12 protein-coding genes are annotated in these 12,955 nt (G+C 26.2%); all 12 read left to right on the top strand.

Annotation, left to right across the window (positions count from 1 at the left end; translation table 11 throughout):
- Window positions 1-1,375 (top strand): ABC transporter permease (locus AWT72_RS06220; RefSeq protein WP_082680574.1); only part of this gene is annotated, 1,375 nt, incomplete at its 5' end.
- Window positions 1,376-1,645: 270 nt separating this feature from the next.
- A complete protein-coding gene (locus AWT72_RS06215; RefSeq protein WP_067142453.1) occupies window positions 1,646-2,365 on the top strand; it encodes a DUF5058 family protein in 720 nt (239 codons plus the stop codon).
- An 82-nt stretch (window positions 2,366-2,447) separates the two neighbouring features.
- On the top strand, window positions 2,448-3,146 hold the full coding sequence (locus AWT72_RS06210; protein ID WP_067142450.1) for a hypothetical protein: 699 nt from the start codon (window positions 2,448-2,450) through the stop codon (window positions 3,144-3,146).
- Between the two features lie 10 nt (window positions 3,147-3,156).
- Complete coding sequence (locus AWT72_RS06205) at window positions 3,157-4,317, top strand: M20 metallopeptidase family protein (protein ID WP_231724061.1); 1,161 nt, start codon at window positions 3,157-3,159, stop codon at window positions 4,315-4,317.
- Window positions 4,318-4,597: 280 nt separating this feature from the next.
- A complete protein-coding gene (locus tag AWT72_RS06200; RefSeq protein ID WP_067142444.1) occupies window positions 4,598-5,629 on the top strand; it encodes a LacI family DNA-binding transcriptional regulator in 1,032 nt (343 codons plus the stop codon).
- Window positions 5,626-6,591 (top strand): sugar kinase, encoded by a 966-nt coding sequence (locus AWT72_RS06195; protein ID WP_067142441.1) that lies wholly within the window; start codon window positions 5,626-5,628, stop codon window positions 6,589-6,591. The genes AWT72_RS06200 and AWT72_RS06195 overlap by 4 nt, the downstream gene beginning before the upstream one ends.
- A 175-nt stretch (window positions 6,592-6,766) precedes the next feature.
- Complete coding sequence (locus tag AWT72_RS06190) at window positions 6,767-7,750, top strand: TRAP transporter substrate-binding protein (RefSeq protein ID WP_082680573.1); 984 nt, start codon at window positions 6,767-6,769, stop codon at window positions 7,748-7,750.
- Entirely contained in the window at window positions 7,751-8,224 is a 474-nt protein-coding gene (locus AWT72_RS06185) for a TRAP transporter small permease (RefSeq protein ID WP_067142435.1), read from the top strand.
- A gap of 1 nt (window position 8,225) precedes the next feature.
- Window positions 8,226-9,527, top strand: coding sequence for a TRAP transporter large permease (locus AWT72_RS06180; protein ID WP_067142432.1), 1,302 nt, complete (start codon window positions 8,226-8,228; stop codon window positions 9,525-9,527).
- Window positions 9,528-9,589: 62 nt separating this feature from the next.
- Complete coding sequence (gene uxaC, locus AWT72_RS06175) at window positions 9,590-10,987, top strand: glucuronate isomerase (protein WP_197407622.1); 1,398 nt, start codon at window positions 9,590-9,592, stop codon at window positions 10,985-10,987.
- The gene (uxuA, locus tag AWT72_RS06170) at window positions 10,984-12,033 is read left to right on the top strand and encodes a mannonate dehydratase (RefSeq protein WP_067142426.1); all 1,050 of its coding nucleotides are present in this window, start codon (window positions 10,984-10,986) and stop codon (window positions 12,031-12,033) included. The genes uxaC and uxuA overlap by 4 nt, the downstream gene beginning before the upstream one ends.
- A gap of 8 nt (window positions 12,034-12,041) precedes the next feature.
- A complete protein-coding gene (locus AWT72_RS06165) occupies window positions 12,042-12,866 on the top strand; it encodes an SDR family oxidoreductase (RefSeq protein ID WP_067142422.1) in 825 nt (274 codons plus the stop codon).
- Window positions 12,867-12,955 lie beyond the last annotated feature (89 nt).

The raw sequence follows: 12,955 nt of genomic DNA, 5'->3' as shown, positions 1-12,955 counted from the left end.
AGGTATAGTTTTAGTTTCTGGTTATAAATTAATATATGGTGAAACAGGATTAATAACTAATTTATTAATAAAAATATTTCCAAATATGCCAATTAATTGGTTTGAAGGTGGTTTAGCAGTTATATTAACTATGACTTTTGCTATGACATCTAATCATTTAATATTTTTAACTAATACAATAAGAGGAATAGATTATCAAATAATAGAAGCTGCTGAAAATATGGGAGCAAAAACTTCTGAAATAGTTTTTAAAATATTAATACCTATGTTAAAACCAACTTTATTTGCATTAACAGTTTTGCTATTTCTTAGTGGTTTAAGTGCTGTATCAGCACCACTTATTGTTGGTGGAAAAAGTTTTCAAACAATTAATCCAATGATAATTGCTTTTTCTAAAACACAAAATTCTAGAGATATTGCAATGTTATTATCGATAATTTTAGGAATATCAACTGTTATTTTGATAATGATAATGAATAGAATAGAGCGTAAAGGGAATTATATTTCTGTTTCTAAAACAAAATCTCCTTTAAAGAAAAGAAAAATAGAAAATAAAATTTTAAATATTATAGTACATATATTAGCATATATATTATTTATAATATATATATTACCAATTATAGTTGTAATAATTTTTTCTTTTTCTGATATAACGTCAATTATAGCAGGGAAAATTGATTTGACAACTCTAACATTACATCATTATAAAACATTATTTACAAGAGAAACAGCATTTTCTCCATATATTGTAAGTTTAATATATTCATTTTTAGCAACATTAGCAGCAGTAATTTTTGCATTAGTGATATCAAAAATAATACATAAAAAAAATACACCATTAGCAAAATTTTATGAATACACTTCACTTATACCATGGTTATTACCAGCAACATTAATAGCATTAGGATTTGTAACAACTTATGATGTTCCTAAACCGATATTGTTTAATATAGTATTATTGGGGACACCCGCTATAATGGTTTTAGGATATACAGTTGTAAAAATACCATTTGCATTTAGAATGATAAGAGCAGCATTTTTCTCAGTAGAAGATTCTTTAGAAGAGGCTGCTAAATCAATGGGAGCAACGGCATTTTATTCATTTAGAAAAGTTGTTTTACCAATATTAATGCCTGCTGTATTATCTGTGGGAGCACTTATATTTAATAATTTATTAACAAATTATGATGTTTCGGTATTTCTATATCACCCATTATTTCAACCTTTGGGAGTTGCAATAGTACAAAACACACAATCTGAGGTAGATTTAGAGGCCAAAGCTATGATATACGTATATTCTGTAACATTGATGTTAATATCAGGCTTAGTAATATATTATGTATATGGTAGAGATGGTAAAAAGAATAAAAAATAAATTCAAATTGTATAAAAATAATAACTAGTAGAAAGAAAAGGCTTTTTGCTAGTTTTTTAATTAGATTTAAAAATATATTATAGTTTTATATAAACAATTATATATATTTTTATTATTAAAAACAAAAATAATCTTTAATACTTGTCAGTAAGTATATTGTAAGATAAAATTATAATATAAAGTAATTAAAAATAATATATAAAGTAAATCATATAAATAAAAAAGTGTTGTATACTTTTACGTTATAATGTTTAAAGAGGGGGTAATAAAATGAAAGAAACTCTACAAGTAGCAAATAGTCCAATTATGTGGATATTGAGTATATTGTTGATTTCAGTAGTAGTTGTTCAAAGTATTATTTTCTTTGTTATTACAAAAAAATATACAAGGCAAACTAATATTTTGAGTGATGATGAAATGAAAAAAGCTTTGAAAATAGGTGTTATAGGGACAATAGGACCTGCGGCAGCAGTATTTGCAGTTGCCGTAGCATTAATAACACAAATCGGAGGACCTGTTACATTTTCTAGGGTGGGAGTTATAGGTTCGGCAGCATTTGAAATTGTATCAGCAAAAATAGGAAGTAGCGGAACTTTGGGAACGGAGGATTTTGCTAAACCAATGCTTTCTGCTGCAACTTGGGTTATGGCCATAGGAGGATCAGGTTGGCTTATTATGGTACTTATATGTGCAAGATATATAGATAAAATACAAGCTAAAATGAAAAAATCTAATCCTTTAAATATAATGTATATGGCAAGTTTTGCACCCTTTGCAATCTTTTTTTCACTTTCATATAATGAAGTTGAAAAAGATATAACTAAAAATAATTCTTTTAAAAATTTAGTAGCACTTATTGTTGGGGCCTTAACTATTTTATCAATTAATTACATAGTTAAAAAAAATAATAAATTTAAATGGTTAAAAGAATGGGCTATGGCTTTTTCGGTTTTATTTGCGATGATTTTTGGAAGTTTAATTAATATTTAATAGTTTAAATTATATAATTAATAATGAAATAAGGAAAGGAGATATATGATATAGTCTATAACTATATTATATTAATATAATTATGAATTTGATATCTGAAAAATTTTTTAAAAAAATACATTTTTGGGGAACAATAACTATTTTTGTTGCTTTAATATTTAATTTTTTAATTCCTTTATATTTAACTTTTATTTTAAAATATATTCCTAAAATAGAAATAGTTATATCAGGAGTAGTTGCAATAATAGGATTTGTAGGAATTGTATGGATTGTAGAACCAATATCATATTATTCTACATTGGGTTCGGCAGGAACATATATGTCCTTTTTATCTGGGAATATAGGTAATATGAGAATGCCAGTAATTACAGCAACACAAGATGCTTTAAAACTTAATCCAGGTTCTGAAAAAGCAGAAATAGCAGGAATTTATGCATTAGTTTCATCTATATTTACTAATTTATTTATTTTAGTAGTAGTGATGATCGCAGGGCAGTATATAGTGAATACAATGCCACAAAAAATTCTTGATTCGTTTAAATTTGCACTTCCAGGAATACTTGGTGCAATGCTTGTTATGATGGGCTCAAAAATAAAAAAGAAATATATACTAAAATTAATTATTTTAGCTTCAATTTCATTACTTTTTATAAAATTTTCACCACAAATATTACCACAAAAGATTGCTACTGCAATGATTGTTGGAAATTCAGGAATAGTTTCAATTTTTGCTATATTATATGCTATTATATCAGCTAAAATAGATTATAAAAAAGAATAGGGAGGATATTATGGACACTTTAAAAGAAGTGAAAAAAATAGAAGATTATATTATTAATACTAGAAGAAAAATACATCAAAACCCAGAACTTAGTTCAAATGAATTTGAAACACAAGCATTTATTATGCAAGAATTAAAAAAATTTGGAATAGAATCGAAAAAAATAGGAACATCTTCTGTTGCGGCATCTATTTTTGGTAATAAAGCAGGAAAAACAGTTTTATTAAGAGCAGATATAGATGCATTACCCATAATTGAACAATCTAATGTTGAGTATAAATCAAAAAATGAAGGGAAAATGCATGCTTGTGGGCATGATGCTCATACTTCAATGTTACTTGCAGCTGCAAAAATACTTTCTGAAAATAAACATTTATTTTGTGGAGAAGTCAGACTTATTTTTCAAGAAGCCGAAGAAACATTTACAGGGGCTAAAAAGGTAGTTAAAGACGGAATTATGGAGGGAGTAGATGCAGCTTTTGGGTTACATGGAATGCCAATACCAGTAGGATCTTATAATATGAGTTCTGGTTATAAAATGGCAGGTTGTGATACTATATATGTAAATTTTGAAGGAGTATCAGGTCATGGCTCATCTCCTCATTTAGCCAAAGATACAATACATCCAGCTTGTGTATTTGTTACAGAATTACAAAATATAGTAACAAAATTTGTGGATTCACAGGATCCATTAGTTCTTTCTGTTGGTAAATTTGTTGGAGGGACTAAGGCTAATATTATTGCTAAATATACTAAGTTAGAAATTACAATGCGTTATTTTAATTCGGAAATTAGAAAAAGAGTACATGAACTTATACAAAAAAGAGCAAAATCTATTGAATTAGCATATGAAATAAAAGTTGATGTAGAAATAGAAGAAAGTACAATAAGTATGTATAATGATGAAACAATTACAGAAATTGCACAAAAATCAGCTGAAAAAGTATTTGGAAAAAACAAAAATCAACCTATGGAAAAGTTAATGGGTTCGGAAGATATGCCGTATTATTTTGAAAAAGCAAAAGGGGCTTATGCCTTACTAGGATATTATAACGAAGAAATAGGTGCAGTATATTTTCCGCATAGTGAAAAATATAAAATAGATGAAAATTGTTTAAAATTTGGAACTGCTCTTCATGTTCAATTTGCATTAGATTATTTAAATCAATAATATTATGTATATGGTAGAGATAGTAAAAAGAATAAAAAATAAATTCAAATTATATAAAAATAATGACTAGTAGAAAGAAAAGGCTTTTTGCTAGTTTTTTAATTAGATTTAAAAATATATTGTAGTTTTATATAAATAATTATATATATTTTTATTATTAAAAACAAAAATAATCTTTAGGTAACTTTAGGTAACTTTAATACTTGACAAATTAAAAAATCAAGATACAATTTTATTGTAAAATTTAGAAACCGGTTTATAAAATTTGAGAGGTAGAAATATGAAAATAACTATAAATGAAGTTGCCAAAAAAGCCAATGTATCTAAAACAACGATTTCTAGATACTTAAACGGTAAATATAAATATATGTCTAATGACACAAAAGAAAAAATAAAAAAAATTATAGAAGAATTAGAATATATACCTAATGGTATGGCGAGAAGTATAAAAAATAAACAAAGTAAAATTATAGGTTTAACAATAGCGGATATGGATAATCAATTTTCAACATATATTTTTAAGGGTATTAGTGAAATTTGTAAAAAAAAGGGTTATAGATTATTAGTTACTGAAATAAATGGAAGTGAAGAAGATGAAATTGAAGCTATAGACACTCTTATATCATATAATATAGATGGATTAATTATTAATACAACTGGTAGTAACGATGATTATATTATAAAATTAAAAAATGAAAAATCTATACCAATAGTTTTAGCAGATAGAAGTATATATAAATCAAATATAATTGATACAGTTACTTCAAATAATTATAGCATCACTTATGAAACTATGGAACATTTACATGAGAATAATTATGATTTAGTAGCATTTTTTAGTTATGCTTTGAATAATAATATAAGAAATTTAAGACATAAGGCGTATTTTGAATCATTAAAGAATATGTTTGATATTTCAGAAGATAAATATACATATATATATAAAGAAAATTATGAAGATGAATTAGAAGATAAATTGGGAGAATATTTAAATTCTAATAAAGAAAAAAGAAAAGCGATATTTTGTATGAATGGAAAAGTCCTATTACAAATATTAAAAGCACTTAAAAGAAAAGGTTATGATATAGAAAGAGATGATATAGGAATATGTAGTTTTGATGATTGGGGTTGGGTAGAAATAGCAGATAAAAATGGTATAACTGCCATAAACCAAAAATCATATGAGTGTGGAAAAAGATGTGCAGAATTAATATTTGATAGAATTGAAAATAAAAATAAAGAAATTGAATACATTGAATTACCTGCTAAATTAATAGTTAGGGGATCAACTACAAATAGGAGAAACGAATGAAAAAAATACTATTATTAGGAGAAGCTATGTGTCTTTTAATATGTAAAGAGTATGGATTATTAGAGGATGCAGAAAAATTTGAAAGAGGAATATCTGGAGCAGAATTAAATGTCGCAATTGGTTTAAAAAGACTTGGGTATGATATAGAATATGTTACAAAACTAGGAAATGATCCATTTGGTAAAAATATATTAAAATTTTTAAAAAAAGAAAAAGTTGGAACTAAATACATAAAATTTGATGAGGAAAATAAAACGGGTATACAATTAAAAAGTAAGACAAAAAAAGGAGATCCAGATATATATTACTTTAGGAAAAATTCAGCAGCAAGTACTATAGATACTGAATATATTAAAGATATTAATTTGAAAAATTTTGATTTAATACATATTACAGGAATTCCATTAGCAATTTCAGAAAGTTTTAGACAAGCTATATATACTTTAATAGATAGAGCAAAAAAAGAAGATAAATTTATTACTTTTGATCCTAATTTAAGATCACAAATGTGGAATAGTAAAGAAGAAATGATAAAAGTGATAAATGAAGTTTCAAAAAAAGTAGATTTAGTTTTACCAGGAATAGAAGAGTGTAAAATATTAGTGGGAAGTAATGATATAAAAGTAATAGAAAATAAATATAAAGATATGGGAATTAATAGATTTATTATAAAAGAAGGTGAAAAGGGTTCTCATAGTTTTGATAATGGAATCCATATATTTAAAAAAGGATTTAAAGTTTCAAAAGTTATTGATACGGTAGGGGCTGGAGATGGATTTGCTGTAGGAATTATATCTTCTATATTAGAGTCTTTAAACACAGATGATATGTTAGAAAGAGCAAATGCTATTGGAGCAATTCAAGTTTCAAATGTGAGTGATAATGCAGGTTTACCTACTAGAGTAGAATTAGAAAAATATATATTTAAAAACAGGAATGTTAAGAAAGGAGATTATTTATGAGATATTAATCAATTAAAAATAATATGTTAAACGAGATATATTTTTCTGAGTAAGAAATTTTGAAATTTTACTAAAATATAAAAATAGGTATATAGTTAGAAATAATTATGTGTACCGGTAAACAAAAAAAAGGAGGAGGATTATTATTAAAAAGAACTATTTAATTGTATTAATAATGTTATTGTTCTGTATATTTTCTTGTGGGAAAATTTCAGAAAAAAGAATTATTAGAATAGGTCATAATCAATCTGAAACGCATCCTACTCATATAGGAATGTTAGCTTTCAAAAAATATATTGAAAAAGAATTAGGTGAAAAATATGAAGTACAAATATTTCCTAATGAACTTTTAGGATCACAAAATGACATGGTTCAATTAACACAGACAGGAGCAATTGATTTTGTTGTAGCAAGTAATGCTATAATGGAGACTTTTCAACCAGCATATAAAATATTTAATTTGCCCTATTTATTTATTAATGAAAGATCTTTTGCTGATGTAATGAATGATGAAAAAATAACTGAAAGTATTTATAATTCAACTAAGAAAAATGGATTCCAAGTAGTAACATGGTTAGATGCAGGAGTAAGAAGTTTTTATACTATTGCCAATCCAATTAATACTCCTGAAGATTTAAAAGGATTAAAAATAAGAGTGCAAAAATCACCGACAAATATTGAAATGATGAAACTTTTAGGTGGAGCAGCAACTCCTATGGGATTTGGAGAAGTATATACAGCACTTCAATCTAATATATTAGATGGCGCTGAAAATAACGAGTTAGCATTAACAAATAATGGACACGGAGATGTAGCAAAATATTATTCATACGATATGCATCAAATTATACCGGATTTAGTTTTAGGAAATACTAAATTTTTAGAAAATTTAAGTATTGAAGAGTATCAAATATTTAAAAAGGGATTTAAAATAATAAATGAAATAGAAAGAAAAGAATGGAAAGCAGCCGTTGAAAAGGCTAAAAAAATTGCAGAAACAAAACAGGGTGTAGTATTTAGTTATCCCGATATAAGTTTATTTAAAAAAGCGGTATTACCATTACATAAAAAAGTCTTGATGGAAAATCCTGAATTAGAAGAAATTTATAATAAAATTCAAGAAAAAAATGATAAATATCAAAAGAAAGAAGGGAATTAGATGAAAAAATTAAGAAAATATATAAATGGTGTTTTAAAAACTTTATCATTTATTACTTTTTTTTGCATGATTTTACTAGTTTCTTGGCAAGTAATAACTAGGTATTTTATAAAAAATCCATCATCTTGGACAGAAGAATTAGTTTCATTTTTGTTTGCTTGGATGACTTTATTGGGGGCATCATTAGTAGTTGGTGAAAGAAAACACATGAATATACCAATAATGATTGATAAATTATCTAAAAATAAAAAAGTTTTTTTCTATATCATATCTGAATTAGTAATAATTTTAGTATCAGTATTAATACTAATTATTGGAGGTTTTTCAATAACAAAACTTGCTTTTTCTCAAATAACATCTTCACTTAATTATCCGTTAGGGGTATTTTACATAGTTGTTCCTATATGTGGTATGTTAAATGTATTTTATTGTATATTAAATATTATAGATATTTATAAAGAAAGAGAGGTTTAGGATGGCATTACAATCATTATTGATATTAATATTTGTGTTATTGATTTTATTGTTCATAGGAATACCAATATCATATGCTATAGCATTTTCTTCTTTAATTGTAATGTTGCAAATGATAGATTTTAATATTATTGCATTAACTGGAGCTCAAAGAATATTTGTAGGGATGAGTAATTTTACTCTTACAGCAATACCATTTTTTATACTTGCAGGAAATTTGATGAATCAAGGAGGAATAGCAAAAAAACTTATTAATTTAGTATTAGCTATATTAGGTAAATTACCAGGCTCTTTATTAATAGCTAATGCAGGAGCTAATGGATTATTTGGAGCTATTTCTGGATCTGCATCTGCAGCAGCAGCGGCAGTAGGTGGTATGGTTAAAAATGAACAAGAAAAACAAGGCTATGATAAGGCTTTATCAGCTGCAACTAATATAGCATCAGCACCTTCAGGTCTTTTAATTCCGCCTTCTAATGCATTAATAACTTATTCATTGGTTTCAGGTGGGACCTCTATAGCAGCATTATTTATAGCTGGATATATACCTGGTTTAATATGGGTTTTAGGGTGTTTCTTGGGAGCGATAGTATTTGCAAAGAGAGCGAAATATAAATCTACTGATTTTAATTATGGCATTAAAAATGTAATTTTGGCAATATTAGATGCAATACCAGCACTATCACTTATTGTGATAGTTATAGGTGGAATAGTAAAAGGAATATTTACGGCTACAGAAGGCTCTGCGATAGCAGTAGTATATGCTTTGATTTTAGGAATTTTATACAAAAATATAACAGTAAAAAAATTTGTAGAGATAGTAATAGAAAGTGCTAAATTAAGTGGTATGATAGTATTTTTAATAGGAGTTTCTAATATATTAGGTTGGGTTATGGCATTTACTCAAATTCCGCAAAGTATAGCAATGGTTTTATTGGGATTAACTCAAAATAAAATAATTTTACTATTAATGATAAATATAATTTTATTGATAGCAGGAACTTTTATGGATGTTACACCAGCCATAGTTATATTTACTCCATTATTTTTACCTGTTGTTAGAGAATTAGGTGTGCATCCAGTGCATTTCGGAATAATTTTAGTATATAATTTATGTATAGGAAATATAACACCTCCAGTTGGAAATACATTATTTGTAGGAGTTAAGGTAGGGAACACTACATTAGAAAAAGTTATGAAATATATGGTATTTTATTATGTATTAATATTAATAGGCTTATTATTTGTAACATATATACCCACATTATCATTATTTTTACCTAAAATAGCAGGGTTATTATAATTAGACTTAAAATAAAAAAATAAAATATTGTTGTAAATTATAAAAATGGGGGAGGATAAATAATGTTTATTGATGGCAATTTTATGCTTCATAATGAGATATCAAAACAATTGTATAAAAATATAAAAGATATGCCTATATTTGATTATCATTGTCATTTGAGTCCAAAAGAAATAGCGGAAGATAAACCATTTGAAAATATATTTGAAATTTGGTTAAAATTTGATCACTATAAATGGAGAGCAATGAGAGCTAATGGTATACTAGAAGATTATATTACAGGTAATAAAACAAATTATGAAAAATTTTTGAACTGGGCAAAAACACTAGATAAATGTTTAATAAGCCCATTATATCATTGGACAGCAATGGAATTAAAAAAATATTTTGATATAACAGAAATATTGTGTGAAAAAAATGCTAAGAGAATATGGGAAGAAACTAATAAAATTATTAGAGAAAGAAAATATAGTCCAAAGAAATTGATAGAAATGTCTAATGTTGATGTTATTTGTACAACAGATAATCCAGTTGATGATTTAAAATATCATGTGGAGATAAAAAAAGATAGTAATTTTAAGACTAAAATAGTACCAGGATTTAGGCCAGATTTAGTATATAATATAGGAACGAAAGCATTTTATGATTTTATTAATAATTTAGAAAAAGTTGTGGAATTTAAAATTGAAAGTTACGCCGATTTACTAAATGCATTAAGTTTAAGAATAAAATTTTTTGATGAAAACAATTGTTTCATTAGTGATCATGGGCTTTCAGGAATACCATATATAAAAACAAATTTTGAAGAAGTAGAAAAAATTTTTAATAGAGCATTGAAAAAAGAAAAAATATCAAAAGAAGAATCTGAGAAATATTTAACTAGATTATTAATTGATTTAGCAAAAGAATATAAAAAATATAATTGGACTATGCAGATTCATTTTGGAGCAATAAGAAATAACAATATAGAAATGTTTGAAAAATTAGGAGCAGATAGTGGTTTTGATTCTATGTGTGATGTTAATGAATTAGCTTATAAATTAAATAATTTATTAAATGAAATTTCAAATAATGGCCTACCTAAAATGATAATATATAATTTGGAACCATCTGTTAATAATATAGTGGCGTGTACAATTGCCAATTTCCAAGTAAATTTTGGTAAAATGCAATTTGGTGCAGCTTGGTGGTTTAATGATACAAAAGAAGGTATGCTAAGACAAATAAAAGTGTTAGCAGATCAAGGTTTGTTATATAATTTTGTAGGAATGTTAACAGATTCTAGAAGTTTTGTTTCATATACGAGACATGAATATTTTAGAAGAATATTATGTCAATATATTGGAGAATTAGTTGAATTGGGAGAAATTCCGAATGATATTGAACTTTTAACTAGAATGTTAAAAGCTATAAGTTATGAAAACGCTAAAAAATATTTTAAGAAGGAGAAAGATATATGAAAATAGGCTTTAGATGGTATGGTCCAGAAGATAATATACCTGTGGAATATATAAGGCATATACCTAATGTTGATACAGTTGTAACAGCAATTTATAGTGTTCCAGTAGGAGAAGTGTGGCCAATGGAAGATATATTAAATTTAAAAAAACAAGTAGAAAAAGTAGGTTTAAATTTTCATGTTATTGAAAGTATACCAGTTCATGAAGACATTAAATTAGGTAAAAGAGATTATAAAAGGTATATAGAAAATTATAAAGAAAATATAAGAAGATGTGCTAAAGTTGGAGTTAAGGTTATTTGCTACAATTTTATGCCAGTATTTGATTGGACTAGAAGTGAATTAAATCATGAAAGAGAAGATGGTTCAACATGTTTAGTATATTATAAAAGCCAAATTGATAAATTAGATCCAACAAAGTTAGCTTTACCAGGTTGGGATTCTTCGTATAATATAAAAGAAATGACTGAATTAATAAACGAATATAAAGCATTGGGAGAAGAAGGATTATGGAAAAATTTAGAATATTTTTTAAAAGAAATAATTCCTGTTGCTATAGAATGTGAGATAAATATGGCAATACATCCAGATGATCCACCGTATTCTATATTTGGGATACCAAGAATAATAACTTGTAAAGAAAATTTAAGAAGATTTTTAGATATATATAATGATACACATCATGGTTTAACTATGTGTGCAGGTTCATTAGGTTGTGATCCGAAAAATGATTATATAGATATGGTAAAAGAATTTGGACCAGAAGGTAGAATACATTTTGCTCATTTGAGAAATATAAAAATATTGGAAGATGGAAGTTTTGAAGAGTCTGGTCATATATCAAAAGAAGGAAGTTTAGATTTTGCGGAAATAGTAAAAGTATATCATAGCTTTGGTTATAATGGATATTTTAGACCTGATCATGGAAGAATGATATGGGGAGAAATTGGAAAACCTGGCTATGGATTATATGATAGAGCTTTGGGTGTAACATATATAAACGGACTTTGGGAAATGTGTGATAAAGTTTATGGGAAGAAAGTTTGAGGTTAATTATGTTAAAGGATAAGGTAGTAGTTATAACAGGAGCAGGTGGAGTAATTTGTTCGGAAATCGCTAAAAATTTGGCTAGAAAAGGGGCAAAAATCGCATTGTTAGATATTAATTTAACAGAAGCACAAAAATATGCTGATGAAATAATAAATGAGAATAATATTGCCAAAGCATATGAATGTAATGTTTTAGATATAGAAAGTATAAAAAATTCTCATGATAAAATTTTGAGAGATTTAGGAAAATGTGATATTTTGATAAATGGAGCAGGTGGAAATTCACCAAAAGCAACAACAAATAATGAATATTATGAAAGTGATATGCTTGAAGAAATGAAAACATTTTTTGATTTAGAAAAAAATGGTATAGAATTTGTATTTAATTTAAATATTATGGGAACTATTTTACCTACTCAAATATTTACAAAAGATATGATAGGAAAAAAAGAATGTAATATTATAAATATTACAAGCATGAGTGCATATAATCCACTTACAAAAATACCTGCATATTCAAGTGCTAAAGCAGCAGTAAGTAATTTTACAAAATGGGTAGCTGTTCATTTTTCACACGTAGATATAAGATGTAATGCTATTGCTCCTGGATTTTTGAGAACACATCAAAATGAAAAATTATTATTTAATGATGATGGTACTTTTACAAGTAGAAGTAAAAAAATATTAAAATCTACTCCAATGGGCAGATTTGTAAATACAAATGAAATAAATGGGGCAATAGAATTTTTAGCAGATTATGAAAAATCTTCAGCAATAACAGGTATAATTATACCTATTGATTGTGGATTTAGTGCATATTCGGGGGTATGATTATGAAAAAATATGAAACATTAAATTTTTTAAAAGAAAAAGGATTAGTTGCTGTTGTAAGAGGAAATTCAAGTGAAGAAGCATATATA

This window comes from Oceanivirga salmonicida (assembly GCF_001517915.1).
In the GTDB taxonomy this organism is placed as follows: Bacteria; Fusobacteriota; Fusobacteriia; order Fusobacteriales; family Leptotrichiaceae; genus Oceanivirga; species Oceanivirga salmonicida.
The sequence above is the reverse complement of the archived record's forward strand: the minus strand, read 5'-3'. Positions and strand labels throughout refer to the sequence as shown.

Coding starts and splice junctions, on each gene's coding strand:
- AWT72_RS06195 (WP_067142441.1), top strand. CDS start 5,626: ATGAAAAAAATACTATTATTAGGAGAAGCTATGTGTCTTTTAATATGT.
- AWT72_RS06165 (WP_067142422.1), top strand. CDS start 12,042: ATGTTAAAGGATAAGGTAGTAGTTATAACAGGAGCAGGTGGAGTAATT.
- AWT72_RS06185 (WP_067142435.1), top strand. CDS start 7,751: ATGAAAAAATTAAGAAAATATATAAATGGTGTTTTAAAAACTTTATCA.
- AWT72_RS06190 (WP_082680573.1), top strand. CDS start 6,767: ATGTTATTGTTCTGTATATTTTCTTGTGGGAAAATTTCAGAAAAAAGA.
- uxaC (WP_197407622.1), top strand. CDS start 9,590: ATGTTTATTGATGGCAATTTTATGCTTCATAATGAGATATCAAAACAA.
- AWT72_RS06215 (WP_067142453.1), top strand. CDS start 1,646: ATGAAAGAAACTCTACAAGTAGCAAATAGTCCAATTATGTGGATATTG.
- AWT72_RS06210 (WP_067142450.1), top strand. CDS start 2,448: ATGAATTTGATATCTGAAAAATTTTTTAAAAAAATACATTTTTGGGGA.
- uxuA (WP_067142426.1), top strand. CDS start 10,984: ATGAAAATAGGCTTTAGATGGTATGGTCCAGAAGATAATATACCTGTG.
- AWT72_RS06200 (WP_067142444.1), top strand. CDS start 4,598: ATGAAAATAACTATAAATGAAGTTGCCAAAAAAGCCAATGTATCTAAA.
- AWT72_RS06180 (WP_067142432.1), top strand. CDS start 8,226: ATGGCATTACAATCATTATTGATATTAATATTTGTGTTATTGATTTTA.
- AWT72_RS06205 (WP_231724061.1), top strand. CDS start 3,157: ATGGACACTTTAAAAGAAGTGAAAAAAATAGAAGATTATATTATTAAT.